This is a genomic window from Streptomyces sp. CB00316 (genome assembly GCF_001905595.1).
In the GTDB taxonomy this organism is placed as follows: domain Bacteria; phylum Actinomycetota; class Actinomycetes; order Streptomycetales; family Streptomycetaceae; genus Streptomyces.
On record NZ_LIXI01000010.1, the window covers coordinates 140,624 to 166,165 of the forward strand.

The 25,542-nt window shown below is 72.6% G+C and carries 21 protein-coding genes; 9 read left to right on the forward strand and 12 right to left on the reverse strand.

The window, feature by feature from the left end:
* Positions 1–7: 7 nt before the first annotated feature.
* The 3 genes from AMK21_RS26030 to AMK21_RS26040 are packed head-to-tail and all read right to left on the reverse strand — an operon-like array spanning position 8 to position 2,427.
* The gene (locus AMK21_RS26030; RefSeq protein ID WP_073881626.1) at positions 8–907 is read right to left on the reverse strand and encodes an alpha/beta fold hydrolase; all 900 of its coding nucleotides are present in this window, start codon (positions 905–907) and stop codon (positions 8–10) included.
* Positions 908–928: 21 nt separating this feature from the next.
* Positions 929–2,197, reverse strand: a complete 1,269-nt coding sequence (locus tag AMK21_RS26035) for a beta-ketoacyl-[acyl-carrier-protein] synthase family protein (RefSeq protein WP_073881627.1) — start codon at positions 2,195–2,197, stop codon at positions 929–931.
* Positions 2,194–2,427, reverse strand: a complete 234-nt coding sequence (locus AMK21_RS26040; RefSeq protein WP_015612298.1) for an acyl carrier protein — start codon at positions 2,425–2,427, stop codon at positions 2,194–2,196. The genes AMK21_RS26035 and AMK21_RS26040 overlap by 4 nt, the downstream gene beginning before the upstream one ends.
* 283 nt (positions 2,428–2,710) lie before the next feature.
* Here AMK21_RS26040 and AMK21_RS26045 point away from each other — a divergent pair, with 283 nt between their 5' ends.
* From AMK21_RS26045 to AMK21_RS26060, 4 genes are all read left to right on the forward strand, one after another.
* Positions 2,711–3,157: a nitroreductase family deazaflavin-dependent oxidoreductase gene (locus tag AMK21_RS26045; RefSeq protein WP_073881628.1), complete on the forward strand. Its 447-nt coding sequence runs from the start codon at positions 2,711–2,713 to the stop codon at positions 3,155–3,157.
* 84 nt (positions 3,158–3,241) lie between these two features.
* Complete coding sequence (locus AMK21_RS26050) at positions 3,242–3,856, forward strand: GOLPH3/VPS74 family protein (RefSeq protein ID WP_073881629.1); 615 nt, start codon at positions 3,242–3,244, stop codon at positions 3,854–3,856.
* 81 nt (positions 3,857–3,937) lie between these two features.
* Positions 3,938–4,669: a nitroreductase family protein gene (locus AMK21_RS26055; protein WP_073881630.1), complete on the forward strand. Its 732-nt coding sequence runs from the start codon at positions 3,938–3,940 to the stop codon at positions 4,667–4,669.
* A gap of 262 nt (positions 4,670–4,931) precedes the next feature.
* Positions 4,932–6,488: a peptidoglycan-binding protein gene (locus tag AMK21_RS26060; RefSeq protein ID WP_073881631.1), complete on the forward strand. Its 1,557-nt coding sequence runs from the start codon at positions 4,932–4,934 to the stop codon at positions 6,486–6,488.
* Positions 6,489–6,900: 412 nt separating this feature from the next.
* Here the strand turns inward: AMK21_RS26060 and AMK21_RS26065 are convergent, their stop codons facing one another.
* The 5 genes from AMK21_RS26065 to AMK21_RS26085 all read right to left on the reverse strand — a co-directional run bounded on the left by AMK21_RS26065 (position 6,901) and on the right by AMK21_RS26085 (position 13,858).
* A complete protein-coding gene (locus tag AMK21_RS26065; RefSeq protein WP_073881632.1) occupies positions 6,901–8,043 on the reverse strand; it encodes an XdhC family protein in 1,143 nt (380 codons plus the stop codon).
* Positions 8,044–8,083: 40 nt separating this feature from the next.
* The gene (locus tag AMK21_RS26070) at positions 8,084–9,541 is read right to left on the reverse strand and encodes an NCS2 family permease (RefSeq protein WP_073881633.1); all 1,458 of its coding nucleotides are present in this window, start codon (positions 9,539–9,541) and stop codon (positions 8,084–8,086) included.
* 374 nt (positions 9,542–9,915) lie between these two features.
* Positions 9,916–12,369: a xanthine dehydrogenase family protein molybdopterin-binding subunit gene (locus tag AMK21_RS26075; RefSeq protein ID WP_073881634.1), complete on the reverse strand. Its 2,454-nt coding sequence runs from the start codon at positions 12,367–12,369 to the stop codon at positions 9,916–9,918.
* The gene (locus AMK21_RS26080; protein ID WP_073881635.1) at positions 12,366–12,965 is read right to left on the reverse strand and encodes a (2Fe-2S)-binding protein; all 600 of its coding nucleotides are present in this window, start codon (positions 12,963–12,965) and stop codon (positions 12,366–12,368) included. The genes AMK21_RS26075 and AMK21_RS26080 overlap by 4 nt, the downstream gene beginning before the upstream one ends.
* A 2-nt stretch (positions 12,966–12,967) precedes the next feature.
* Positions 12,968–13,858 carry an FAD binding domain-containing protein gene (locus AMK21_RS26085; RefSeq protein WP_073881636.1) on the reverse strand — a complete coding sequence of 297 codons (891 nt, stop codon included), beginning with the start codon at positions 13,856–13,858 and terminating at the stop codon, positions 12,968–12,970.
* Positions 13,859–14,173: 315 nt separating this feature from the next.
* Between AMK21_RS26085 and AMK21_RS26090 the strand changes: the two genes are divergently transcribed.
* Complete coding sequence (locus tag AMK21_RS26090) at positions 14,174–15,967, forward strand: PucR family transcriptional regulator ligand-binding domain-containing protein (protein WP_073881637.1); 1,794 nt, start codon at positions 14,174–14,176, stop codon at positions 15,965–15,967.
* A gap of 162 nt (positions 15,968–16,129) precedes the next feature.
* Positions 16,130–16,912 (forward strand): hypothetical protein, encoded by a 783-nt coding sequence (locus AMK21_RS26095; RefSeq protein WP_199863289.1) that lies wholly within the window; start codon positions 16,130–16,132, stop codon positions 16,910–16,912.
* Positions 16,913–16,934: 22 nt separating this feature from the next.
* Here AMK21_RS26095 and AMK21_RS26100 read toward each other — a convergent pair whose 3' ends face one another.
* Positions 16,935–17,723 carry a GntR family transcriptional regulator gene (locus AMK21_RS26100; RefSeq protein WP_073881639.1) on the reverse strand — a complete coding sequence of 263 codons (789 nt, stop codon included), beginning with the start codon at positions 17,721–17,723 and terminating at the stop codon, positions 16,935–16,937.
* Positions 17,724–17,868: 145 nt separating this feature from the next.
* On the opposite strand from AMK21_RS26100, the gene AMK21_RS26105 reads away from it, so the two are divergent.
* Both AMK21_RS26105 and AMK21_RS26110 read left to right on the forward strand, forming a co-directional pair.
* Positions 17,869–18,717 (forward strand): (2Fe-2S)-binding protein, encoded by an 849-nt coding sequence (locus AMK21_RS26105; protein ID WP_073881640.1) that lies wholly within the window; start codon positions 17,869–17,871, stop codon positions 18,715–18,717.
* A gap of 203 nt (positions 18,718–18,920) precedes the next feature.
* Entirely contained in the window at positions 18,921–20,030 is a 1,110-nt protein-coding gene (locus tag AMK21_RS26110) for a DUF2637 domain-containing protein (RefSeq protein WP_073881641.1), read from the forward strand.
* A gap of 51 nt (positions 20,031–20,081) precedes the next feature.
* Here AMK21_RS26110 and AMK21_RS26115 read toward each other — a convergent pair whose 3' ends face one another.
* The 3 genes from AMK21_RS26115 to AMK21_RS26125 form a co-directional block, all read right to left on the reverse strand.
* Entirely contained in the window at positions 20,082–20,456 is a 375-nt protein-coding gene (locus tag AMK21_RS26115) for an ATP-binding protein (protein ID WP_073881642.1), read from the reverse strand.
* Between the two features lie 308 nt (positions 20,457–20,764).
* A complete protein-coding gene (locus AMK21_RS26120) occupies positions 20,765–22,507 on the reverse strand; it encodes a pyruvate dehydrogenase (protein WP_073881643.1) in 1,743 nt (580 codons plus the stop codon).
* A 110-nt stretch (positions 22,508–22,617) separates the two neighbouring features.
* Complete coding sequence (locus AMK21_RS26125) at positions 22,618–24,219, reverse strand: protein phosphatase 2C domain-containing protein (RefSeq protein WP_073881644.1); 1,602 nt, start codon at positions 24,217–24,219, stop codon at positions 22,618–22,620.
* 297 nt (positions 24,220–24,516) lie between these two features.
* Here AMK21_RS26125 and AMK21_RS26130 point away from each other — a divergent pair, with 297 nt between their 5' ends.
* Complete coding sequence (locus tag AMK21_RS26130) at positions 24,517–25,542, forward strand: helix-turn-helix domain-containing protein (RefSeq protein WP_073881645.1); 1,026 nt, start codon at positions 24,517–24,519, stop codon at positions 25,540–25,542.

Below are 25,542 nucleotides of genomic sequence, written 5' to 3' on the forward strand. Positions count from 1 at the left end.
CGGACCCTCAGGTCCGGCCCGCCGGGGCACCCGCCTGACGCGGCAGGCTGACGGGGGCGCTCGCGGGCGGCCCCTCCAGGAAGAACCGTGACACCAGGTCCGCCACCTCGACGGCCCGTTCCAGGACCACCCAGTGGTCGGACTCCGGAACCGTCAGGAACCGGCTGCCCTCGATGGTCGCCGCGAACTCCCGCTGCCGCTCCGGCGAGGTCACCGTGTCGTGCTCCCCGGCGAACACCAGGGCCTGGACGCCACTCAGCCCGCCGGAGAAGTCCGGCCGGTCGGCCAGCGCCCGGTAGAGCGAGTTGGTCGCGTGCGGCGAGTGGGTGAGAGCGTGCAGGAACGAGCGGCGTACGTAGCGGCGGGCCAACTCCCGCCGATGCACGATACGTTCCGGGTCCAGGCACATCAGCGCGTCCGCGGCCATCGCCGCGAAGCCCTCGCGGTCCCCGCCCGCCAGCACCTCCCGCGCCCGCTCCCAGCGCTCCACCTGGGCCTGGTCGATATGGACCGGTACGCCGCCGAGGGCGAGCCGGGCCACCCGCTCGGGATGGCGCCGGGCGAAGCCGAAGGCGATGGCGGTGCCGTAGGAGAAGCCGAAGAGGTTCAGCCGGGGGGCGCCGAGGTCGTCGGCGATCCGGAGCACGGCCCGGCGCAGGATGTCGGCGCTGGGGCCGGGCGGCAGGGGGTCGGCGGATCCCATGCCGGGCAGGTCGGCGGTGACCACGTCGGTGGCCGGGCCGAGGTGGTCGTCCATCTGGGGCCAGCCGTACATGCCCTGGAGGGCGCCGCCGAGGACGAGCGCGGGTTCGGTGAGGGGGGCGCCGCCGGCGGAGGCGTGCGGCAGGACGCGGTAGCCGTAACGCACGCCGTCCACCGACAGCGTCCGGATGATCTCCTCGGGCATCGTTCCCCGACTCCCTTCCGTTCAGGCCCTGGTGAGGACGAGTGCCGCGTTGTGTCCGCCGAAGCCGAGCGAGGTCTTCACCGCGCACTCGAAGGAGGCGCTGCGGGCCTCCTTGGCGACGACGTCCATCTCGATCAGCGGGTCAGGGGCGTCCAGATTGACTGTGGGCGGGACCAGTTGGTGCTGAAGGGCCAGCACGGTCAGCGCGGCCTCGATGCCGCCCGCCGCACCGAGGGTGTGGCCGGTCATCGCCTTGGTGGAGGTGACGAGAGGGCTCGCGCCGAGGACGCGGCGGAGCATGGTCGCCTCGATGAGGTCGTTGGCGAGCGTCGAGGTGCCGTGCGCGTTGACGTGTCCGACGTCGGCCGGGGAGAGCCCGGCGTCCGCGAGGGCGGTGCGCAGGGCCCGTTCGATGCCGAGGCCTTCGGGGTCCGGGGCGACGGCGGAGTGGGCGTCGCTGGAGGCTCCGTAACCGTTCACATGGGCACGGACGGTGGCGCCGCGGGCGCGGGCGTGCTCGGGGTGTTCCAGGACGAGGAGGCCCGCGCCCTCACCGACGACGAAGCCGTCGCGGTGGGTGTCGAACGGGCGGCAGGCGGCCGTGGGGTCCTCGCGGCGGGTGGAGACGGCCTTCAGGCTGCAGGCGCTGGCCAACAGCAGGCGGCTGCAGGTGGATTCGGCACCGCCCGCGATGACGATGTCGCAGGCCCCGGAGCGGAGCATCTGGTGGGCGGTGCCGATGGCGACGGTGCCGGAGGAGCAGGCGGTGGAGACGGCCTGGCTGGGGCCCTGGACGCCGAGGTCCAGACTGACGCTGCTGGCCGCACCGTTGACGACGCTGAGGGGGGCGAGCTTCGGGGAGACCCGGCGGGCGCCGCGCGCGGTGAGGGCGGCGTGCTGCTCGTCGTAGAAGGGGAGCCCGCCGTGCGCCGATCCGATGACGATGCCGACCCGGCCGCTGTCCCAGAGGGCCGGGTCGAGCCCGGCGTCCGCGACGGCCTCGCGGGCGGCGATGACGGCGAGCTGGGCGAAGCGGTCCATCAGCCGCTGGGCGGCCACCCCGAGTACCTCGCGCGGGTCGCAGTCGGTGACCGAGTAGAAGAAGTCACAGGGGAGGCCGTCCAGTTCGGGGCGGGGGCCGACGGACGGGGCGAGCTTTTCGGTGACGCCGTGCCAGGCGGCCCGGGCGCCCGTACCGGCCGCGGTGACGAGGCCGACCCCGGTGACGGCGGCGGCGAACGGGGCGAGCGGCGTACGGCGGTAGGGCGCGGGGGCCGCTGGGGCGCTCATGCGGTGGCCTTCACGTGGACGACCTCGATCAGCCGGCCGAGAGTGTCGCGCGAGGTGAGCGCGACGTCCTCCAGATCGACGTCCAGCCGGTCCTCGATGAGCAGCCGCAGCTCCTCCAGGGCGAGGGAGTCCAGCCGCAGCCGGTGCAGCGGAACATCGGGGCGCAGCGCCTCGGGGTCGGTTCCGAACTTCGCTACCAGCAGGGCGCTGATCTCTTCCGAGGTGCTCATTGGCGCTCCTGGGCTCAGTGACGCGGTGACGCCGGCCGCGCGGTTGGGGGTGAGGTGGGGAGGGGCCATCGGGGGACGCCGGCTGCTCCGGAAGGACCCTTTATACGCCTTCACCGAGGGGTTCCCGGCTCGCGTTCCCCCGTGCGGTGGGAGCCCTGTCCAGGTGTACGAATCCCCCGGTGCGGCCGGACGGGGGTGCAGGATGGAGGGACGGACCGTACGAGAAGGGGGAACGGACCGTACGAGGTGAGGGAACGGACCGCACGAGGCGAAGGAGAGGCACATGGCGGCGGAAGCGGACGGAGCTGCGGAGGTCGAGGTCAGCCCCACCGGCTGGGTGGCCCGGCAGGCGGAGCTGTACGAGTCGTCCGGCGGCACGAAGGGCACGACTCAGCTCGGGGTCCCCTGTCTGCTGATGGACTACGTGGGGCGGCGCAGCGGGGTCGTACGGCGGACGGTGCTGATGTACGGGCGGGACGGCGAGGACTACCTGATCGTGGCCTCCAACGGCGGCTCGGACCGCCCGCCGCTCTGGTACCTGAATCTCCAGGCCAACCCGGAGGTGGAGCTCCGCGTGGGCACCGAGCGCTTCCCGGCCGTCGCGGCGACCCTCCCGGCCGAGGAGAAGGCCCGGGTCTGGCCGGGCCTGGTGGAGCTGTTCCCGCGCTACGCGCAGTACCAGGCGGGCACCGAGCGCGACATCCCGGTGGTCCGGCTGACGAGGAGCTGACGGGCGCCCGGCCACCCGGGCGGCGTGATACTGATCGACCCATCTTCTGTGGATTCTCCGCCGATGTTCCGAGAGGAGCCGTTCATGACCACGGCGAAAGACCTGTTCATCATCGCCATGGAACCGGAGCCGGCGCATTCCGTGGGGCAGGGCGACCTGTCGCTCGCACTCGCGGGAGCCGAACTGATCGATCTGATCGACGCGGGTGCCGTCACCGTGGACGAGGACCACATCGTGCCGGGCGAGGCGGCGACGCCGCAGGACCGGCTCCTGGGCGAAGCCGCGGCGCAGCTCACCCGTGAGTCGCCCCACGAGCGGATCGAGGACTGGCTGTGGCGGCGGGGCCGGGACCTCTCGGCCGCCTACCAGGCCGCGTTGGAGGAGGACGGTGAGCTGACCCGGGAGCGGAGCGGCCGGCTCTCCTTCGGCTCGAAACGCGTGGAGCCGGCCGACACCCCCGCCCGACGCGAGGCGGCCGAGCGCTGGGAGCGGCGGGAACCCGTCCTGGCCGCCCTCGCCTCGGCGGTCGGCGTCGAGGGCGGACGGCCCGAGGACGCCGAGGACGAGCCGGGCCCGGACGACGATGCGGTGACGGCCGTGGTGACCGCCGTCCACGACGCGGTGATGGAGCTGGAAGCCGTACGCCAGCGGCGGACGATCGAGAACTCGGCCTTCGCCAACCTCTGGCGCGGCCCCTGAGGCGGAGGAGCGCCGCGGCCTCGGAAGTCGGGGAGGCACCCCACTCCCCTGAGCCGGGAGTTCTGCCTAGACTCCGCGATCATGACCATGAAAACGGTTCAGGCCGACCCGTCCGCCCTCGGCGGCCCCGCTCTCTTCGACACCATGGCCACCATGCGTGCCATGCGCCGCCTCAAGCCGGACGCGGTACCGGACGAGACGATCGATCAGCTCATACAGGCCGCCGTCTGGGGACCCAGCGGCGGCAACATGCAGTGTTACGAGTACGTCGTGGTGACCGACCGTGAGGTGATGGCCCGGCTCGCGCCGCTCTGGAAGCGGTGCGTGGACTCCTACCTGGCGACGACCGGGAAGTACGCGCCCGAGGGCATGGACGAGGCGGCGTACGGGCGGATGGTGGCGGCGATCGAGTACCAGCGCGACCACTTCGCCGACACTCCCGCGCTGATCGTGCCGTGCTACCGCTTCCCGGCGCCGCGGCTCGACGAGGAGGGGCTGATCGCCTCCGCGCAGGCCCTCGGCCCGGAGGCGAGCAAGCGGATGATGGCCTCTCAGACGCGGTTCCAGGCGCTGGCGGAGGGTTCCTGCGTCTATCCGGGCGTCCAGAACCTGCTGCTCGCGGCACGGGGTCTCGGCCTCGCGGCGAACATCACCATCTGGCATCTGTTCCTGGAGCAGGAGTGGAAGCAGGAGCTGGGCATCCCGGAGGACATGGCGACGTTCGCCGCCGTCCCGGTGGGGTGGCCGCAGGGCAACTTCGGACCGGTCCGGCGCCGCCCGGTGGCGGACGTCATCCACCGGAACCGCTGGTAGCGCAGGCGGAGCCGATCGGCCCATCGCACCCCCTGTCGGGTGACACGCCCTGTCACCCGACAGGACCCTGATTGACCATCAACTTCCCCGCTTGTAAGGCCAGTTGTGCGACACGCCGCGAACCGGCCTTCATTGTCATGCCCTTCTCACCTCGCTAGCCTGGGTGCGCTCGCAGCCCCTCGCGTCCTTCACCCGGGCCGGGGGCTGCTCTCTTCTCCTCCCACGGATTTCCCCACAGATTCCCCACAGAGCAGGAGCCCCCATGCCCAGAAGTCCCGTCGTCGCCCGCACCCGGGCCCGCGCGTCCGTCCTGGCGGCCCTCACGGTCACCGCACTGGTCGCCACCGGCCAGCCGGCGACCGCCGCCCCCGCCCCGCCCGCCGCCGAACCGCTGAACCGCGCCTTCGACCGGGCGGCGCGGGAGTACGGCGTACCGCGTGATCTGCTGGCCGCCGTCGGCTACGGCGAGAGCCGCCTCGACGGCCACGCGGGCGAGCCCAGCCAGGCGAACGGGTACGGGGTGATGCACCTGGCGAGCAACCCCGACAACCGCTCGCTGGAGAAGGCCGCGGCGCTGACCGGCGAGTCGGCCGACCGGCTGCGCCGGGACACCGCGACGAACATCCTCGGCGGCGCCGCCGTCCTGCGCGACCACGCCGACCGCCTCGGCCTGGACCGTACGGAGCGGCGGGATGTGAACGCCTGGTACCCGGCGGTCGCCCGGTACAGCGAGGCCGAGGGGCCGGCGGCGGCGCTCTACGCGGACACGGTGTTCACGTTCCTCGCCCAGGGCCTGACCGCGACAACCCCCGGCGGCGAGGAGGTTCGGGTGCCCTCCCGCCCGGTCGCCCCGGACAAGGACGAGTTCGCCGCCGCCGGGGTGTACGCGCAGAGCCCCGACTACCCCTCTGCGCTCTGGGTCCCCGCCTCGTCCCAGAACTACGCCACCGGCCGGACCGCGACCATCGACAAGGTGGTCGTCCACGTCACGCAGGGCTCGTACGCCGGTTCCATCAGCTGGTTCCAGAACCCGGCGTCCCAGGTCAGCGCCCACTACGTGATCCGCTCCTCGGACGGCGAGATCACCCAGACGGTCCGCGACTCCGACACGGCGTGGCACGCCCGCAGCGCCAACTCCTCGTCCATCGGTCTGGAGCACGAGGGGTGGGTGGACAACCCGGCCTGGTTCACCGACGCGATGTACCGCTCGTCCGCCGCCCTGACCTCGCACCTCGCCGCGCGGCACGGCATCCCGAAGAATAGGACGCACATCGTCGGCCACAGCGAGGTCCCCGGCAACGACCACACCGACCCCGGAGTGCACTGGGACTGGAACTACTACATGCAGCTGGTCGGGGGCAGCCCCGGCACCCCTGGTGACAGCCTGACCTTCCCCTCGTACACCCTCCAGCAGTCGGGCTCGTCGGGCCCGCAGGTGAAGGCGATCCAGCAGCTGCTCAACGCCCAGGGGTACGCGGCGGGCACGGCGGACGGCATCTTCGGCCCGGACACCAAGAGCGCCACCCAGGCGTTCCAGCGGGCCCGCTCCCTCACCGCCGACGGCGCGGTCGGCCCGAAGACCTGGACGGCCCTGCTCTCCGCCGGCACGACCCCCGCCCTCGCCCGCGGCAGCTCCGGCGACGCGGTGAAGCGCCTCCAGCGCTCCCTGACGGCGGCGCTCGGCACCACGGTGGGCGCCGACGGCAGCTTCGGCCAGACGACGGAGAGCGCGGTACGCACCTACCAGACCAGCCGCGGCCTGGACGTCGACGGCAAGGTGGGCCCGGCCACGTGGGGGGCGCTGCAGGCGGGGCGCTGAGCGGGAAGGACGTGACCGTGTGCCGGTGTGACCCGGGGCAGGCCCCCGCACACCGGCACCGGCTCACTCCGTGCCGCTGCCGACCGGGTACCCGGTCTCGCTCCACGCAGGTGGTTCCGCGCCCCCGGAGCGCGGGGGCCCGGGACCACGTCTCAGCAGGTCGTGTCAGGACTTCAGGCCGAAGGCCCTGATGATCCCCTGGTGCCCGCCTGCTGGACGCGGACCCGCCGCTCGCCCCGTCGGGGCGGTCCACGGTGACGGCGTCCTGGGCGCGCGGATCTCGCCCGGCCGGGAACGGAGGAGGGGGAAGGAGTCATGCGGTTGATCTACCGGTAGATCCGGGGTGTCCGCTGCGTTCGGCATGGGCGGGAAACCGCCGTGGCGGCTAACCGCCCTGCGTCGACCAGGTGTTTCAGGCCACCGACGCCAGTGGTTGTCCGCTGCTGTCGTGATGGATGGGGGTATGGGCCCCGGTGAGCGGTACGCCGCTGCCGCCACGCCGGACCGCGACGATCTCGGCGGCGATGGACAGGGCCGTCTCCTCCGGGGTACGGGCGCCGAGGTCGAGGCCGATCGGCGAGTGCAGCCGGGCCAGTTCGCGGTCGGTGAGGCCGACCTCGCGCAGCCGGTCGTTGCGCTCCAGGTGGGTGCGGCGCGAGCCCATCGCGCCGACGTAGGCGACCGGGAGGCGCAGGGCGGCCTCCAGCAGCGGCACGTCGAACTTGGCGTCGTGGGTGAGGACGCAGAGCACCGTACGGGCGTCGGTTGCGGTCTCCGCGAGGTAGCGGTGGGGCCAGTCGACGACGATCTCGTCGGCGTCGGGGAAACGCGCGGCGGTGGCGAAGACCGGTCGGGCGTCGCAGACGGTGACCCGGTAGCCGAGGAACTTCCCGGCCCTCACCAGCGCGGCGGCGAAGTCGATCGCGCCGAACACGATCATGCGGGGCGGGGGCACGCTGGACTCGACCAGGAGCTCGATCGGCCGGCCGCAGCGGGAGCCTTCCGCGCCGATGGCGAGCGGGCCGGTGCGGCCCGCGTCCAGGAGGGCCCGGGTCTCGGCCGCGGCGGTCCGGTCCAGCGCCGGGTGGCCGCCGAGCCCGCCCTCGTGACTCCCGTCGGACCGGACCAGGAGCGGGAGTCCGAGCAGCTCGTCGGGGCCCTCCGTGACGCGGGCCAGGGCGGCCGCCGCCCCCTCGGCGGCGGCCGCGAGCGCCGCGGCGAACACCGGGCGGGCGGGATCGTCCGCCCGCACCGGTGTGACCAGGATGTCGATGATGCCTCCGCAGGTCAGGCCGACCGCGAAGGCGTCCTCGTCGCTGTAGCCGAAGCGCTCGCGGACGGACCTCCCGTCCTGAAGTGCCTGTCGGCACAGTTCGTAGACCGCGCCCTCCACACATCCGCCGGAGACCGAGCCGATGGCCGTGCCCTCGGCGTCGACGGCGAGGGCGGCACCCGGCTGCCGGGGCGCGCTGCCGCCGACCGCCACCACGGTGGCCACGGCGAACTCGCGTCCCTGCGAGACCCACCGGTGAAGCTCTTCGGCGATGTCCAGCATGGCGTGTCTCCTTAGGGGAAGAGGGGTCGGACGGCAGGCGTCAGTGGACGCCGAGCCAGCTCTCTATCGGGTTGAGGGCGAAGAAGACGATGAAGATCACCGTCAGCCCCCACATGAAGGCCCCGACCTCGCGGGCCCTGCCCTGGGCGAGCTTGATGGCGGAGTACGCGATGACACCCGCGGCGACACCGGTGGTGATGGTGTACGTGAAGGGCATCAGGACCACGGTCAGGAAGACCGGGATGGCGACGGAGCGGTCGCTCCAGTCCACGTGCCGGGCGTTCTGCATCATCATCGCGCCGATGACGACGAGGGCGGCGGCGGCCACCTCGGTGGGCACGATCGCGGTGAGCGGGGTGAAGAAGAGGCAGGCGGCGAAGAAGAGGCCGGTGACGGCGGCGGCGAGCCCGGTCCGGGCCCCCTCCCCGACCCCGGTGGCCGACTCGACGAAGACCGTCTGACCGGAGCCCGAGGCGACACCGCCGATGACGCCGCCGGCGCCGTCGATGAACAGCGCCTTGGACAGGCCCGGCATCCGGCCCTTGTCGTCGGCGAGCTCGGCCTCGGTGCCGACGCCGATGATGGTGGCCATCGCGTCGAAGAAGCCGGCCAGCACCAGGGTGAAGACGATCAGGCTGACGGTCATCACGCCGACGTGGCCCCAGCCGCCGAACTCGACGTTGCCGAAGAGCGAGAAGTCGGGCGTGGCGACCGCGCCGCCCTCCAGGGTGGGCGGGCCGCTGCTCCACGCCTTCACGTCGATGTCGATGATCGCGTTGAGGACGATGGCGACCAGGGTGCCGACGACGATGCCGATCAGGATCGCGCCGGGGATGTTGCGCGCCTGGAGCATGAAGATGAGGAGCAGGGTCACGCAGAAGATCAGGACGGGCCAGCCGGCGAGTTCACCGGCCGGGCCGAGGGAGACGGGGGTGGCCTGGCCCTGGTGGACGAAGCCGGCCTTGTAGAGGCCGATGAGGGCGATGAAGAGCCCGATGCCCATGGTGATGCCGTGCTTGAGCGCGAGCGGGATCGCGTTCATGATCATCTCGCGGAGGCCGGTGACCACCAGGAGGCAGATCACCACACCGTAGATCACACACATGCCCATGGCCTGCGGCCAGGTCATGTTCGGCGCGACCTGCGAGGCGAGCACGCCGGAGACGCTGAGTCCGGCGGCGAGCGCCAGGGGCACCTTGCCGACGAAGCCCATGAGCAGGGTCGTCGCCGCAGCCGCGAAGGCGGTCGCGGTGATCAGGCCCGGCTGGCTGAGGAGGTTCCCGTTGACGTCCTCCCCGCCGAGGATCAGCGGGTTGAGCAGAAGGATGTAGGCCATGGCCATGAAGGTCGTGACGCCGCCGCGCACCTCACGCGCGACCGTGGAGCCTCGTTCGGAAATGTGGAAGTAGCGGTCGAGCCATGATCTTCCGGCGGGGACGCGCGAGCCGGGGCCCGCGGCCTCCGCGCTGGTCTTCGGTTCCACTGACTGCTGGGTCATGATGCCTGACTCCCAAGGTTCACAGGGGCACCCGCTTGGAGATTCCTGAATGCGGGATTTGGGATGACTGCGTCGGCTGCACGACCCGGGGACGGCCGGGACGAACTGTTGAAGCAGATACGGATGTGCCGGAGGCACGGATGATCCGTGAGGCGCTGCCGTGTGCCGGCGTACGGCGAAGTACCGCGAGCGGTGCGGTGCTTGGTGTCTCCGGGCGGTGCGGGGTGCGGAAAAGTGTGACGTTCTCGGCTCAGCACACCGCCCGGAGAGTTCGGGGGGGACCGCTCAGGGGCTACGGGGTGACGATCGGTGGTAGGTCACCCGGCGGGCCCTCCGGTACCGGTTCTCGGATACCCGGTCTCAGGTACCGGTTCTCAGGTGCCGGTGAGGTGCTCGGGGCGTACCGGGGTCCTGTTGAGCTCCAGTCCCGTCGCGTTCCGGATCGCCGCGAGGACGGCCGGGGTCGACGACAGGGTGGGTGCCTCGCCGATGCCGCGCAGCCCGTACGGGGCGTGCTCGTCGGCGAGTTCGAGCACGTCGACGGGGATGGTCGGCGTGTCGAGGATGGTGGGGAGGAGGTAGTCCGTGAAGGAGGGGTTGCGCACCTTCGCGGTCTTCGGGTCGACGATGATCTCCTCCATCACGGCGACGCCCATGCCCTGGAGGGTGCCGCCCTGGATCTGGCCGAGGACGGAGAGCGGGTTGAGCGCCTTGCCGACGTCCTGGGCACAGGCCAGTTCGATGACCTTGACCAGGCCGAGCTCGGTGTCGACCTCGACGACCGCTCGGTGCGCGGCGAAGGAGTACTGGACGTGGCCGTTGCCCTGTCCGGTGCGCAGGTCGAACGCCTCGGTGGGCCGGTGGCGCCACTCCAGCTCGATGTCGAACGCCTCGTCCTCCAGGACGTCGGCCACATCCGCGAGGACCTCGCCGCCGTCGGTCACGACCTTGCCGCCCTCCAGGAGGAGCTCGGCGGTGGCCCAGGCCGGGTGGTAGGTGCCGAACTTGGTGCGGCCGAGCTCCAGGACCTTCTCCCGTACGGCTTCGCAGGTGTTCTTGACCGCGCCGCCGGTGACGTACGTCTGGCGGGAGGCGGAGGTGGATCCGGCGGAGCCGACGCGGGTGTCGGCGGGGTGGATGGTGACCTGGTTGACACCGAGTTCGGTACGGGCGATCTGGGCGTGGACCGTGACGCCGCCCTGGCCGACCTCGGCCATCGCGGTGTGGACGGTGGCGACCGGCTCGCCGTTGATGACCTCCATCCGCACGCGGGCGGTGGAGTAGTCGTCGAAGCCCTCGGAGAAGCCGACGTTCTTGAGGCCGACCGCGTAGCCGATACCCCGGACGACGCCTTCGCCGTGGGTGGTGTTGGAGAGCCCGCCGGGCAGGGCCCGCACGTCGATGGAGGTGCCCTCGCTGCCCGCCGCCAGCCACTGCTGCTCGGGCGGCAGCGGCCGGGACTTGACCCGTCGCAGCAGTTCGGCGACCGGGGCCGGCGAGTCGCAGGGCTGTCCGGTGGGCAGCAGGGTGCCCTGTTCCATGGCGTTGAGCTGCCGGAACTCGACCGGGTCCATGTCCAGCTTCGCGGCGAGCTTGTCCATCTGCGCCTCGTAGGCGAAGCACGCCTGGACCGCGCCGAAGCCGCGCATCGCGCCGCAGGGCGGGTTGTTGGTGTAGAGCGCGATCGCCTCGATGTCGACGTCCTCGATCTTGTACGGACCGACCGAGAGCGAGGAGGCGTTGCCGACGACGGCCGGGGAGGCGGAGGCGTAGGCGCCGCCGTCCAGGACGATCCGGCACTTCATGTGCGTGAGCTTGCCGTCCTTGGTGGCGCCGTGCTCGTAGTGGAGCTTGGCCGGGTGCCGGTGGACGTGGCCGAAGAAGGACTCGAACCGGTTGTAGACGATCTTGACCGGCTTGCCGGTGCGGAGCGCCAGCAGGCAGGCGTGGATCTGCATCGAGATGTCCTCGCGACCGCCGAAGGCCCCGCCGACGCCCGAGAGCGTCATCCGGACCTTCTCCTCGGGCAGACCGAGGACGGGGGCGATCTGGCGGAGGTCCGAGTGCAGCCACTGGGTGGCGACGTACAGCTCGACCCCGCCGTCCTCGGACGGCACGGCGAGGCCGGACTCCGGGCCGAGGAAGGCCTGGTCCTGCATCCCGAAGACGTACTCGCCCTTCACGATGACGTCGGCACGCTCGGCGGCCTCGTCGGCGTCGCCGCGGATGATCGGCTGGCGGTGCACGATGTTGGGGTGCGGGACGTGGCCGATGTGGTGGTCGTCGCGGCCCTCGTGCACGAGCACGGCGTCCGGTGCGGTCGCCGAGGCCTCGTCGGTGACGACCGGCAGCTCGCGGTACTCGATCTTGATCTTGGCGGCGGCGCGGCGCGCGGTCTCCGGGTGGTCGGCGGCGACGATGGCGACCGGCTCACCGTGGTGGCGGACCTTGCCGTTCGCGAGAACCGGGGTGTCCTGGATCTCCAGGCCGTAGTTCTTCATCTCGGCCGGGAGGTCGTCGTAGGTCATCACCGCGTAGACGCCGGAGGTGGCCAGCGCCTCGGAGGTGTCGATGGAGACGATCTCGGCGTGCGCGACGGTGGAGCGCAGCGTCTGGCCCCACAGCATGTCCTCGTGCCACATGTCGGAGGAGTACGCGAACTCGCCGGTGACCTTGAGGGTGCCGTCGGGGCGGAGCGTGGACTCACCGATGCCGCCCTTGGTGGGCGAACCCTGGGTGATCTTGGTGGGCGTTCCGGCCGGTACGGTCCGGGCCTTCGGGGGCGCCGAGGCCGTGGGCCGCGTCGTGGCTTCGGGGAAAGTCGTCATGACTGGACCGCCTCTTCCTGGCGGGCGGCCGCCAGGCGGACCGCGTCGAGGATCTTCTCGTAGCCCGTGCAGCGGCACAGGTTGCCGGAGAGCGCCTCGCGGATGTCCTGGTCGGACGGGGAGGGGGTGTTCTCCAGCAGTTCGTCGGCGGCGACCAGCAGGCCGGGGGTGCAGAAGCCGCACTGGACGGCTCCGGCGTCGATGAACGCCTGCTGGATCGGGGAGAGCTCGGCGGCCCGGCCGTCGGTGGGCTTGGACTGCCAGCGCTTGGCGGCGTCCAGGGTGGTGCCGCAGGCGCCGGAGGCGCCGGAGGCGCAGCCGCCGCCGGGGTGGGCGTCCTCGCGGTGCTTGGCGTAGTCGGCCAGGCCCTCGACGGTGACGACCTCGCGGCCCTCGACCTGGCCGGCGGCGACGAGACACGAACAGACCGGGACGCCGTCCAGGCGGACCGTGCAGGACCCGCATTCGCCCTGTTCGCAGGCGTTCTTGGAACCGGGCAGCCCCATACGCTCACGCAGCACGTAGAGAAGGGACTCGCCCTCCCACACGTCGTCGGCTTCCTGCGGACGGCCGTTGACCGTGAAATTGACTCGCATGGTTACGCAGCTCCTTCCAGCGTGCGGCCCGCGCCGCGGTACTGCTCCCAGGTCCAGCCGAGCGTGCGGCGGGCCATGATGCCGACCGCGTGCCTGCGGTACTTCGCCGTGCCCCGTACGTCGTCGATCGGATTGCAGGCGCCCGAGGCGAGGGCGGCGAACTGCTTGGCGATCGCGGGGGTGATGATCTTTCCGCTCTCCCAGAACCCGCCCTCCTCGAGTGCGGCGTTCAGGAAGGCCTCGGCCTCCCTGGCCCGGACGGGGGTCGGGGCGGCGGAGCCGATGCCGGTGCGCACGGTGCGGGTCTCGGGGTGCAGGGCGAGCCCGAAGGCGCAGACGGCGATGACCATCGCGTTGCGGGTGCCGACCTTGGAGTACTGCTGGGGCCCGTCGGCCTTCCTGATGTGCACGGCGCGGATCAGCTCGTCCGGCTCCAGGGCGTTGCGCTTGACGCCTGTGTAGAAAGTGTCGATAGGAATCAGCCGCGTTCCGCGTACGGATTCGGCCTCCACATCGGCCCCCGCGGCGAGCAGCGCCGGGTGGGCGTCACCGGCGGGCGACGCGGTGCCCAGGTTGCCTCCGACACCTCCGCGGTTGCGGATCTGCGGGGAGGCGACGGTGTGCGAGGCCAGGGCCAGGCCCGGCAACTCGGTGCGCAGGTGCTCCATGATGGCGCTGTACGGCACGGAGGCGCCGAGCCGTACGCTCTCCTGGCCCACCTCCCACTCGGACAGCTCACCGATGCGGTTCAGGTCCAGGAGGTACTCGGGTCGCCGGTGGTCGAAGTTGATCTCGACCATCACATCCGTGCCGCCCGCGATGGGCACAGCCGTGGGGTGCTCGGCCTTGGCGGCGAGCGCCTCCTCCCAGCTGGCGGGGCGAAGGAAGTCCATGAGTGGCTCTCTTCTTCTCAATCGGGTCGTTCGCTGGGGCTGGGGACGGCCGGCCCTCGACTGGCTCGTGTGGCTCGTTCATGTGGTGTTCACGTGGTGTGTGACCCAGTACACAAGCCAGGACCCGGTGGGTGCAGTCACCGAAACACTGAAGGAGTTGGCTGGTCTCCGTCCTCGTCTTGTAGATTCGAACGAATGGCGGGTATCAGTAACCTCGCCGCAATTCACAGGTACCCGTTCACCCCTGTGGTCCCCCACCCTTCCCGGCTTCACCCACCTGCTCCCACCCCTACGGAAAAGATCGGCGGCGACGAGATGCGGCTGCGCGCACTGCTGGAGACCGATGCGCTGGGCCTGCGGCTGCTCGGCGGCGAGGACGAGCTGGACCGCACGGTCCGGGGCGTCATGACGACCGACCTGCGTGACCCCAGCCGCTACCTCTCCGGCGGCGAGCTGGTGCTGACGGGACTCGCCTGGCGCCGGGACGCGAGCGACTCCGAGCCGTTCGTCCGGATCCTGGCGGGCGCCGGGGTGGCCGGGCTCGCGGCGGGCGAGGCGGAGCTCGGCGACATCCCCGCCGACCTGGTGGAGGCGTGCCTCCAGCACCGCCTGCCGCTCTTCGCCGTCAACGAGACCGTGGCGTTCGCGACGATCACCGAGCACGTCGTGCGCCAGGTCTCCGGGGAGCGCGCGGGCGACCTGGCGGCCGTGGTGGACCGGCACCGCCGGCTGATGACCTCGGGTCCGGCGGGCGGCGGCCCCGAGGTGGTCCTGGACCTCCTCACCTCCGACCTGGACCTGCGGGCCTGGGTCCTGTCCCCCACCGGCCGCCAGATCGCCGGGGCGGGCGCCCCGCTGCCCGGTCCGCTGGGCGCGGCCCTGGCCGGGCACCACCTGGCGGCGACCCGCACCGGACGCCGGGGGCCGTACCGGGCGGCCATCGCCGGTTCGACGTATTCGCTCTTCCCGATCCGCAACGCCGGCCGGGGCGCGGTCCCGGCCGCCCGTGACGTCCGGGAGTCGGTGCTCTCCGACTGGCTGCTGGCCGTCGAGGCGGACGCCTCGGACTGGCCCGCCGCCCGGCTCGACCTGCTCCAGGGCGTCACCCAGCTGATCGCGGTCGAGCGTGACCGCCGTGACGCGGCCCGTACGGTACGCCGCCGGCTCGCCCAGGAGGTCCTGGAGCTGGTCCAGGCGGGCGCCGCCCCGGCCGAGATCGCCGCCAGGCTCCGCGTCGCCGCCCCGGTCCTGCTGCCGGGCCTGGGGGTGGCCCCGCAGTGGCAGGTCGTGGTGGCCCGGGTCGACTGGACCGCCGCGGGCACGGCGGGGCCGGAGGGCGTCCCGGGCGACATCGCGGGCGGACCGGTCGCCCAGGCCCTGCTGGAGGAGATCCTCGTCGACCCGGCGGTCAGCGGGCCCGACTCCGCCGACCGCATCGCCGTCGCCCACACGGGCGAGGAGGCCATCGCCCTCGTACCGCTGCCCGCTGTGCCCGCCGCCCTCCCCGACACGGTAGGCGGCCCCACCGACGACGCCGCCGCGCCGGAGGCCGGGAAAGGGCCCGCGACCGGGAAAGGGCCGGAGACCGAGGAAGCCCCGCCGGCGCAGGACCCCGCGCTGCACGCCGACGCGCTGCTCGCCGCCGTACGCGAACCGCTCTCGGCGGGCCTCGCCGACGACGGGCGGCTGACACTGGGTGTCAGCGCGGCCGTGCACTCGGCAGAGGGGCTGCGCGGCGCGCTGGAGGAGGCCCGGCACGCCCGCCGGGTGGCGGCGGCCCGGCCGGGCCGGGTCTGCGCGGCCGGCCACCACGAGCTGGCCTCGCACGTGTTGCTGCTGCCGTTCGTCCCGGACGACGTCCGCCGCGCCTTCACCGCCCGGCTGCTGGACCCGCTGCGCGACTACGACCGGCGCCACCGCGCGGAGCTGATCGAGACGCTGGAAGCCTTCCTGGACTGCGACGGCTCCTGGACCCGCTGCGCGGCCCGGCTGCACCTCCACGTCAACACACTGCGCTACCGCGTCGGGCGGATCGAGCAGTTGACGGGCCGTGACCTCTCGCGGCTTGAGGACAAGCTCGACTTCTTCCTCGCCCTGCGGATGAGCTGACTCCCGGGCCCTGCCGGAGAGCGGACCCGCTCCCCCGTTTGTGAATTCCTTCACCTGACATCGGTCGGACCCCTTGGCCCGGCGTGCCATTCCGTGCTGAGATTCGGCGGTACCCAACAGCACAATGGCGCGCTCGGGGAGGGCAATGTGGCGGATACCGCCATGTCTGGTTCCGGAACGACAGCAGATGACGATCCGCCGCTCCAGACAGCGGTATGGCGGCTGCGGTCCCGCGCCTGCTGGACGGATGCCGCCGCCCTGCTGGAGCCGCACGCGGCGGGCGATCCGGCGGCGGCGCTCCAGCGCACCGCTCTGCTGACCGAGCGGTGTCTCTACACCGGCGAGGGCTGGACCGACGCCGAGGACGCGCTGCGCGGCGCGGAGGCGCTGGCCCGCACCGACGACGAGCGCGGCGGGGCCGCCTGCGAGCGGGGCCATCTCGCCTACGCCTCGACCCTGCTGGGCGTACGGGACCGGGCGGACGAGGCGAGCGTCGCGCTGAGCCGGGCGGCGGCACTGCTGGCGCCCGCCGCACCCGGACGGCCGCTGCTGGACTTCCGGCGCGGGCTGATCGCCCAGTACATCGCGGACTCCCCGCAGTCGGCCCGCGCGGCGTACCGCCGGGCGCACACCGGGGCGGCCGCGCGCGGCGACGAGCTGCTGCTCTCCTTCACCTGGCGCCACCTCGCCTCCCTGTCGCTCCAGGAGGGTGAGCTGGCCGAGGCGCGGCACGGCTTCTCGGAGTCGCTGCGGATCCGCGAGGAGCTGGGCTACCTGGTCGGTACGGCCCCGGCGCTGATCTCCCTGGCGGAGGCGGAGCCCGAGCCGGAGGCAGCGCGGCTGCGTGCGGAGGCGGGGCGGCTGTTCCGGCTGCTCGGCGGGGTGCCGACGTGGCTGGCGCCGCACGTCGGGGTTCCGGGGCCGCGCCCGGCGGCGGCCACCTGAGGGCCGCTCCCCGCGCGGGCGGTCAGCCGTCCGCGCCGGTGAAGTGTTCCCGTACGAGGGCCTGGACGACGGTCAGGTCCTGGGCGATCAGCGCGTCGAGCAGCGCGGTGTGCTCGGCGGCGTCCGCCAGCAGGTCGGCCCGGCGGGTGGCGGGTCCGGCGACCGGCGGCCACTGCGAGCGGCGGTGCAGCTCGTCGGCGATCGCGACCAGCTGCCCGTTGCCCGCCAGGGTGAGGACCGCGCGGTGGAAGGCCCGGTCGCACTCGGCGTAGCTCGCCCGGTCGCCCACGGCCGCCGCCGTGGCCGTGGCGTCGGCCAGCGGACGCAGCGCGCTCCACCGGTCCGCCGGGACGGTGCGGGCCAGCCGGAGCATCACCGGTACCTCGATCAGGGCCCGTACCTCGGCCAGTTCCGCCAGCTCGCGGGGCCCGCGTTCGCTGACCCGGAATCCGCGGTTCGGCACCACCTCGACGGCGCCCTCGGTGGCCAGCTGCTGCATCGCCTCGCGCACCGGGGTCGCGGAGACCCCGAAGCGGGCGCCGAGCGCGGGGGCGGAGTAGACCTGGCCGGGGGTCAGCTCGCCGTCGACGAGAGCGGCGCGCAGGGCCTGGAGGATCTGGCCCCGGACGGAGTGACGGATCACACGCGGGGCGGGCGGCTCGCTGTGGGTGTGCTCGCCCCGGGCCAGGGGAGCGTCCTGCGAACGGCCGACGCGCATCTGTTCGGGCACCCGGCCGGTCGCCGGGGTGCCCGCGTACGCGCCGGGCCCGTACGGCGGCCGTACGCCCTCTCGCGCGCTGCCCTGCTCCACCCGGACCTCCTCGGCCTTCCGCGGGGCCGGCTCGCGTGCGCCCGGCCCCCGTGCACGATAGAGGGAGGAGGCCGCAGTTCAAACATCGATCGCGTCGGGTAAGGTAAGCCTTACCTGCAAACGATCCCGATTCGGCGGTCCCTGCATGACCCTCACTCCGCTGCTCACCGGCGCCGCGACGTCCCCCATGACCGCCGCGTACGCCCGCTTGACCGAGGTCTTCCCCGGGCTGCGCGCCGAGGTGCTCGACGAGGGCGTGCCCGCCCCCTCCGGCGCCGGCTGGGTCGGCGCGGCCGAGCTGGCCGCCGGCGGACCGGCCGTGGACGCCTTTCTCGCCTGGGACAACGCCCAGGTGCTCCGGGACTACGGTCAGCAGGCCCGCCCCGACGTGGTGGCCAGCTTCGGCCTCCACCGGTACGCCTGGCCCGCCTGCCTGCTGGTGACCGTGCCCTGGTTCCTGCACCGCCGGGTGCCGCGCATCCCCGTCGGGGACGTCGCCTTCCAGCGGGCGCTGGGACACCTCACCGTACGGGTCCGCGAGTTCGCCTGCCTGCCGGGCGACCCGGTGGCGTCCCTGCCCGGCGCCCGGGTGGTCCCGGACGAAGCGGCGCTGCGAGCCGAGGTGCTGGCGTCCCTCACCGAGCACCTGGAACCGGTGCTGACGGGGTTCGGACCGCGCATGCGGCGAGGAAAGCGGGCGCTGTGGGGGATGGCGACGGACGAGATCGTCGAGGGCCTCTGGTACATCGCGCACCTGCTCGGCGAGGAGCGCCGCGCGATGGCCGAGCTGGAGCTGCTGCTCCCGGGCACCACGAAGCCGTACGTCGGCAGCGCGGGCTTCCGCGAGCTGACCGGCCCCGAGGGGCAGTCGCTGCCGACCCGGGACCGGGCGAGCTGCTGCCTGTTCTACACCCTGCGCCCCGAGGACACCTGTGTGACCTGCCCGCGCACCTGCGACGCGGACCGGGTACGGAAGCTCGCCAGCGCTTCCTGATCCCGGCACCATCCACACCCCCCGTCCGGATGATGTGGAATCGAACGCAACTCGGTCGCATAGCTCGACAGTTCGAGAAGATTCCACCCATCGATAGCCTCTGCCACCCCCATGGCGTGCTCTTGTCCCGAAACCCCCGGAGCGGGACGGGAATTCCGTCACGATGGCGCACGAAACGCCCTACGTGACGCAAGGGACCGCGCATGAGACTGACCGACATATCGCTTGACTGGCTGCTTCCGGGCGCCGTGCTGCTCGTGGGGGTCATGGCGGCGGTGACGGTGGTCGCACGCGGCAAGCGTGCCGCCGGCAAGGCCGTGGCCGACGACGGCTGGGAACGCAGCGAGGAACGCCGCAGGCGCAAGGAAGCGCTGTACGCCACCGCCAGTTACGTCCTGCTGTTCTGCTGCGCGGCCGTCGCCGCCGCGCTCTCCTTCCACGGGCTCGTCGGCTTCGGCCGGCAGAACCTGAACCTCACCGGCGGCTGGGAGTACCTGGTCCCGTTCGGACTGGACGGCGCCGCGATGTTCTGTTCCGTACTGGCCGTACGGGAGGCGAGCCACGGAGACGCGGCACTCGGCTCCCGGCTGCTGGTGTGGACGTTCGCCGGGGCCGCCGCCTGGTTCAACTGGGTGCACGCCCCGCGGGGCATGGACCACGCGGGTGCTCCGCACTTCTTCGCGGGGATGTCCCTCTCGGCAGCGGTGCTCTTCGACCGCGCACTGAAGCAGACCCGCCGGGCCGCGCTGCGCGAACAGGGCCTGGTGCCACGTCCGTTGCCGCAGATCCGCATCGTCCGCTGGCTGCGGGCGCCCAGGGAGACCTTCGGCGCCTGGTCGCTGATGCTCCTGGAGGGCGTCCGGACGCTGGACGAGGCGGTGGACGAGGTGCGGGAGGACCGCAGGGAGCGGGAGCAGGACCGGCTGCGCCGGCGCGACCAGGAGAAGCTGGACCGGGCCCGCATCAAGGCCCTGAACCGGCAGAACCGGGTCTGGGGCCGCGGCGGCCGGGTGGGCCACCAGGTGGACGTCCCGGCCCTCGCCCCCGCTGCGACAGGCGCGGCGCCGCCCGTCGCGGAGCCCGCCATAGCAGAGCCGGGTCAGCTGCCTCTGCGACCCCGGCCATCCCTGCAAGCCGTCGGCCCGAAGCAGTCGGCGGACGGTTCGAGCTCGAAGAGCCTTGGCCCTTCGAACCCGGGAAGTGACGCGCGGACGGTCGACCTCACCGCCGAGGACGACACCCAGACACTCCCCCGGCTCGACTCGCTGGAACAGAAACTGAAGGATCTGGAGCAGCAGTACACGGGGTCATGACCCGCGCGTGCCGCGGTGAGAGGCCTCGACAGCCGTCCCGAAGGCGGCCGTTCAGGCCCTCTCGCCGCGCAGCTCGAACCAGACCACCTTGCCCAGGGCCCGCGCCTCGACCCCCCAGGCGTCGGCCAGGCTCCGCACCAGGATCAGCCCTCTGCCGTGCGTACCGTCGTCGGCGTTCGGTACGTACGGCGCGGGCAGATCCGCCTCGAAGTCCTGGACCTCCACCCGTAGCGCCGCGGGCGTCGCCGTCGCGGTGACCACGGCCCCGTGCCGGGTGTGGATCAGCGCGTTGGTCACCAGCTCACTCAGCAGCAGCTCCGCCGCCTCCACCTGATCGGGGCCCGAGCGATGTCGCAGGAACTCCCGCAGCTCGCGCCGGACTTCCCCCACCGCCGCCCGTTCCGTATGGCCGACCCTGCGGCGCATCCGGGCCGGCTGCTGCGCCGTCCCGCCCGGTCTCCGCCCCTGAGGGCCGCACCCCTCGTCGGCCTGGGACCTCTTCTGACGCTTCACCATTTCCCCCGCCCGCACAGCGATCAGACCTCCTCTGTCCCGGCCGTCCGTCGAACGGCCTCACGGGATGCATGCCCCCGCACGCACACGGTCACGCTTACCGGTCCGGCAGGAAGGGCACGGGCAGAGGCAGCGGGGGGCGCACGGGGCGGCGTCGTCCCGCACACGCCTTCAGGGGCGCTCCGGCCAGCGCCGGGGGCGCACCAGGAGCGGAGAGGGCGTCAAGGGCGGGGCACGTTCCGGAGGTTGGAGCGGGCCATCTGCAGCATCCGGCCGACGCCGCCGTCCAGTACCACCTTGCTCGCCGAGAGCGCGAAGCCGGTGACCATGTCGGCCTTGATCTTCGGCGGGATGGAGAGCGCGTTGGGGTCGGTCACCACGTCGACGAGTGCGGGACCCTTGTGCTTGAAGGCCTCCTTCAGCGCGCTCTGCAGCTGCTTGGGCTTCTCGACCCGCACCCCGTACGCTCCGCAGGCGCGGGCCACGGCGGCGAAGTCCGGGTTCTTGTTGGTGGTGCCGTAGGCCGGCAGTCCGCCGACCATCATCTCCAGCTCCACCATTCCCAGCGACGAGTTGTTGAAGAGCACCACCTTCACCGGCAGGTCGTACTGGACCAGGGTGAGGAAGTCGCCCATCAGCATCGAGAATCCGCCGTCACCCGACATCGCCACGACCTGCCGGTTCCGGTCGGTGAACTGGGCGCCGATCGCCTGCGGCAGCGCGTTGGCCATCGAACCGTGAGTGAACGAACCGATCACCCGCCGCTTGCCGTTGGGCGTCAGATAGCGGGCGGCCCACACGTTGTTCATCCCGGTGTCGACGGTGAAGACCGCGTCCTCGTCGGCCATGTCGTCCAGCACGGAAGCGACGTACTCGGGATGGATCGGGGTGTGCTTCTCGACCTTGCGGGTGTACGCCTTGACGACACCCTCCAGCGCGTCTGCGTGCTTCTTCAGCATCCGGTCGAGGAACTTGCGGTCGTTCTTGGGCTTCACCCGGGGTGTCAGACAGCGCAGCGTCTCGCGCACATCACCCCACACCGCGAGGTCCAGCTTGGATCGCCGGCCGAGGTGCTCGGGGCGGACGTCGACCTGGACGATCTTCACATCGTCGGGGAGGAACGCGTTGTACGGGAAGTCGGTGCCGAGCAGGATCAGCAGGTCGCACTCGTGGGTCGCCTCGTAGGCGGCGCCGTAGCCGAGCAGCCCGCTCATGCCGACGTCGTACGGGTTGTCGTACTGGATCCACTCCTTGCCCCGCAGCGCGTGCCCGACCGGGGACTTCACCTTCTCGGCGAACTCCATCACCTCGGCGTGCGCGCCCGCGGTGCCGCTGCCGCAGAACAGCGTCACCCGCTTGGCCTCGTCCACCATCCGGCAGAACTGGTCGATCTCGTCGTCGCCGGGGCGCACGGTGGGCCGTGAGGTGACCAGGGCATGCTCGACGGTCTTCTCGGGGGCGGTCCTGGAGGCGAGGTCGCCCGGCATCGTCACGACGCTGACGCCGCCCTGGCCGATGGCGTGCTGGATGGCGCTCTGGAGGAGGCGCGGCATCTGCTCCGGGTTGGAGATCATCTCGTTGTAGTGGCTGCACTCCTGGAAGAGCAGCTCCGGATGGGTCTCCTGGAAGTAGCCGAGCCCGATCTCGCTGGAGGGGATGTGCGAGGCGAGGGCGAGGACCGGGGCCATCGAGCGGTGCGCGTCGTACAGGCCGTTGATGAGGTGCAGGTTGCCCGGCCCGCAGGAGCCGGCGCAGGCCGCCAGGTTCCCGGTGATCTGGGCCTCGGCGCCGGCCGCGAAGGCGGCGGTCTCCTCGTGCCGGACATGGATCCAGTCGATGGCCGAGTTACGCCGAATGGCGTCCACCACGGGGTTCAGGCTGTCACCGACGACGCCGTACAGGCGCTTGACGCCCGCCCTGGCGAGGATGTCGACGAACTGCTCCGCCACGTTCTGCTTGGCCATGGGTGCGCGCCCTTCCCTTGCCCCGTGCCTGTCGGTTGTCCGGACTCCGGAGGCCGAAACATCGGCCGGACGTTCGGCCTCCGGAATCCATCAACCCATGGCGTGCGCGGTTACGCCTCCCAGACGGCCGCGCACGTGCGGTCGTCGGCGTACCCCTTGATCCGGAGCTGGGTGTCGGCGAGGAAGGCGGGCAGTCCGGGCGGCCCCGGCGGCCCCCAGCGCTCGGCGAGCTCGTGAGGAAGTTCCGGTTCGTCGCGCATCGGCTCGGCCAACCCGTTGCTGCACAGGAGCAGGGTGTCGCCCGGGCGGGCCACGGAGGCACGGAACCGGAAGAGTTCGGCGGGCGGTGGGACGGGACCGTCGCTGTACGGAGACGGGGGCGGGGGCGTGGTGATCTGGAGGTCCATGGTCAGCCGGTCACCGTCCGGCCCCTCTTCGCTCGCGCCGCCGGCGTCAAAGGCGGCGGACTGCTCCGTAAGCACGGGCTCCAGATCCTGCCAGAGCCCGTCGCGGAGCCGGAACAGGCCACCGCTGCCGACGCCGAAGAAGACCCGGGTACGGCAGTCGGGGTCGGCGGAGAGCAGCAGGCACCGCAGGCTGGTCGTGTACTCCCCCGGTTCCAGGCCGAGTTCGGTGGCCCGCGCCCGGAGCTTGCCGTAGGTCCGGTCCGTGAGCCGGTGCAGCCCGGACTTCAGGTCGGCCCTCCGGCCCGCCCTTATGTCCTCGGAGAGCCGGGCGTGGCTGCGGGCCACCGCGCCGCCGATCCAGCGGCAGGCGTCGGCCGCCGCGAGATGCGCCCCCTCGCCGCCCCGTACGCCCCCGGCCACGGCGACGAGCACGAGGGCGCTCTCGGCCGCCCCGAACCGGGCGGTCAGCAGCGCGTCGCGCCGGGGCTCACCGCGGAACCGGGCGGAGTCGCCCCGGACGGAGGCGGCGCGCAGGGTGTACGTCCCGTACCGGGCGCCGTCCAGCACGGTGTCGGGGACCAGGGCGTCCAGGTTCTCCGAGGTGGCGGCGGGCAGGGCGGCGGGCTCGGCGTCGTAGGTGGGCGGCCGGTCCCCCAGGTGGTCGACGAGGGGCCGGGCCCCGCCGCCGCCATCGGCCGGTGCGTCGCTCGCGGCCCAGCCCGGGGGGAGTTCGTGCGGGGCGCCGGGATCGGTCGCCGCGGGTCCGGCGACGGGCGGGGTGAGCGGGGCGGGCGGCGGCTCGGGCTCGGACGGCTTCGGCACGGCGAAGGTGCGGGGACCGGACGGGCCGGCGGGGGCTTCCCAGGGAGCGGGGAAGACGGTGTCACGGGGGCCGGGGACAGCGGTGGGAGCGGGGGGCGGGGACTGCGCCCGCTCGGGGCGGGATGCCTCGTGCGACGTCAGCTCCCGCTCCTCGTAGGGCGCTTGCTCCTGGTACGGGTCCTCGTCCGGCGCCTGCTCCTGTTGCGGGTCCCAGGCCGTGCGGGGGTCCGGTTTCGGCTCCGGTTTCGGCTCCGGTCTCAGCCCGGGGCCGGGATCCGGCCAGGCGCTCGCGTCCCCGGTCGTCTCCGGGCCGGCCTCCCGCTGATGACCCACCACCCGGCTCACCGTGTCCGACACGGAGTCGAAGCGGTCGTCGAGGCTGTCGGGCGCGGTGCCCGGACCGGTGTCCGGCGCGGTCTCGTCGTACAGCTTCCGCCACCAGTCGTCCTCATGGGCGGCGGGCTTCTCCCCCTGCTGACTCATGCCCTTATTGTCCACCGCGAAGGCCGCCCGAAAACGGGACATCAGGAAAAAGTGGCTCGTACATGAGGTCCGCCGGGCGGCCCCACCCCCCACGGGAAGGGCGCCCGGCGGACCGGTCGGTGTGATTATCGGATGGGCAGGTCGTCGGTACTGGAGTGGCGCAAGACTGGCAGAGGGACCAGGGGTACAGGGGATGATGTGCGCGGCGGGTTCACGCCGTGGCCCTTTTCCGCCACGGCCGACCGGCTGGAACGGGCGCCGCGACGCGCGATCACCACACCCGGGGAGGGTCGGGAGATGCTGGGGGCACTAGGTCTCGACGAGAGGCAGGAAGCCGCGTACCGCGCGCTGGTGGCGGCGGGAGCGGCGGAACTCCCCGATCTCGCGCACCGGCTGTCCCTCCCGGAGGCGGACGCCGAGCGGGTGTTGCGGCGGCTGGAGCAGCGGGGTCTGGCCGCACAGTCCTCGGCCCGCCCGGGCCGCTGGGTGGCGGCCCCGCCGGGCGTGGCGCTGGGGGCGCTGCTCATCCAGCAGCGCCACGAGCTGGGGCAGGCGGAGCTGGCGTCCGCGCTGCTGGCCGCGGAGTACCGGGCGGAGGCGAGCGAGCCCGAGGTGCACGATCTGGTGGAGGTGGTGACCGGGTCGGCGGCGGTCGCCCAGCGCTTCCACCAGTTGCGGCTGGGCGCGGCGTCCGAGGTGTGCGCCCTGGTCACCGGCAAGCCGATCGCGGTGACCGGCATGGAGGACGAGTCCGAGGAGCGGGCGGCCTCGCGCGGGGTGGCCTACCGGGTGGTCGTCGAGCGCGAGGTGCTGTCGCTGCCGTCGGGGGTTTTGGAGCTGTCGGCCGCGCTGAGCCGGGACGAGCAGTGCCGGGTGGTCGACCGGGTGCCGACGAAGCTGGTGATCGCCGACGGGACCACGGCGATGGTCCCGCTGACCGGGCGCGGTGCCGAGCCCGCCGCGCTGGTCGTGCACGCCAGCGGGCTGCTGGAGTCGCTCATAGGCCTCTTCGAGGCCGTGTGGCGGGAGGCCATGCCGCTGCGGCTGGGCGAGGGCGGCGGCGAGGTGCACGAGGATGGCGTCGGCCCTGACCTCACCGATCTGGAGATCCTGTCGCTGCTGCTGGCCGGGCTGACCGACGCCAGCGTGGCCAAGCAGCTGGAGCTGGGGCTGCGGACCGTGCAGCGCCGGGTCAAGGGGCTGATGGAGCTGACCGGGGTCTCCACCCGGCTCCAGCTGGGCTGGCACGCGTACGAGCGGGGCTGGGTCGCCCGGTCCGCTCCGCCCGGGCCGCCGTCGGCGCCGGTCGCGGGCGGGCGCTGA

Bases quoted from the DNA above. Each gene is read 5' to 3' on its own strand.
- AMK21_RS26030 (WP_073881626.1), bottom strand. From the start codon at position 907: ATGCCCGAGGAGATCATCCGGACGCTGTCGGTGGACGGCGTGCGTTAC.
- AMK21_RS26035 (WP_073881627.1), bottom strand. From the start codon at position 2,197: ATGAGCGCCCCAGCGGCCCCCGCGCCCTACCGCCGTACGCCGCTCGCC.
- AMK21_RS26040 (WP_015612298.1), bottom strand. From the start codon at position 2,427: ATGAGCACCTCGGAAGAGATCAGCGCCCTGCTGGTAGCGAAGTTCGGA.
- AMK21_RS26045 (WP_073881628.1), top strand. From the start codon at position 2,711: ATGGCGGCGGAAGCGGACGGAGCTGCGGAGGTCGAGGTCAGCCCCACC.
- AMK21_RS26050 (WP_073881629.1), top strand. From the start codon at position 3,242: ATGACCACGGCGAAAGACCTGTTCATCATCGCCATGGAACCGGAGCCG.
- AMK21_RS26055 (WP_073881630.1), top strand. From the start codon at position 3,938: ATGACCATGAAAACGGTTCAGGCCGACCCGTCCGCCCTCGGCGGCCCC.
- AMK21_RS26060 (WP_073881631.1), top strand. From the start codon at position 4,932: ATGCCCAGAAGTCCCGTCGTCGCCCGCACCCGGGCCCGCGCGTCCGTC.
- AMK21_RS26065 (WP_073881632.1), bottom strand. From the start codon at position 8,043: ATGCTGGACATCGCCGAAGAGCTTCACCGGTGGGTCTCGCAGGGACGC.
- AMK21_RS26070 (WP_073881633.1), bottom strand. From the start codon at position 9,541: ATGACCCAGCAGTCAGTGGAACCGAAGACCAGCGCGGAGGCCGCGGGC.
- AMK21_RS26075 (WP_073881634.1), bottom strand. From the start codon at position 12,369: ATGACGACTTTCCCCGAAGCCACGACGCGGCCCACGGCCTCGGCGCCC.
- AMK21_RS26080 (WP_073881635.1), bottom strand. From the start codon at position 12,965: ATGCGAGTCAATTTCACGGTCAACGGCCGTCCGCAGGAAGCCGACGAC.
- AMK21_RS26085 (WP_073881636.1), bottom strand. From the start codon at position 13,858: ATGGACTTCCTTCGCCCCGCCAGCTGGGAGGAGGCGCTCGCCGCCAAG.
- AMK21_RS26090 (WP_073881637.1), top strand. From the start codon at position 14,174: ATGCGGCTGCGCGCACTGCTGGAGACCGATGCGCTGGGCCTGCGGCTG.
- AMK21_RS26095 (WP_199863289.1), top strand. From the start codon at position 16,130: ATGTCTGGTTCCGGAACGACAGCAGATGACGATCCGCCGCTCCAGACA.
- AMK21_RS26105 (WP_073881640.1), top strand. From the start codon at position 17,869: ATGACCCTCACTCCGCTGCTCACCGGCGCCGCGACGTCCCCCATGACC.
- AMK21_RS26110 (WP_073881641.1), top strand. From the start codon at position 18,921: ATGAGACTGACCGACATATCGCTTGACTGGCTGCTTCCGGGCGCCGTG.
- AMK21_RS26115 (WP_073881642.1), bottom strand. From the start codon at position 20,456: ATGCGCCGCAGGGTCGGCCATACGGAACGGGCGGCGGTGGGGGAAGTC.
- AMK21_RS26120 (WP_073881643.1), bottom strand. From the start codon at position 22,507: ATGGCCAAGCAGAACGTGGCGGAGCAGTTCGTCGACATCCTCGCCAGG.
- AMK21_RS26125 (WP_073881644.1), bottom strand. From the start codon at position 24,219: ATGAGTCAGCAGGGGGAGAAGCCCGCCGCCCATGAGGACGACTGGTGG.
- AMK21_RS26130 (WP_073881645.1), top strand. From the start codon at position 24,517: ATGCTGGGGGCACTAGGTCTCGACGAGAGGCAGGAAGCCGCGTACCGC.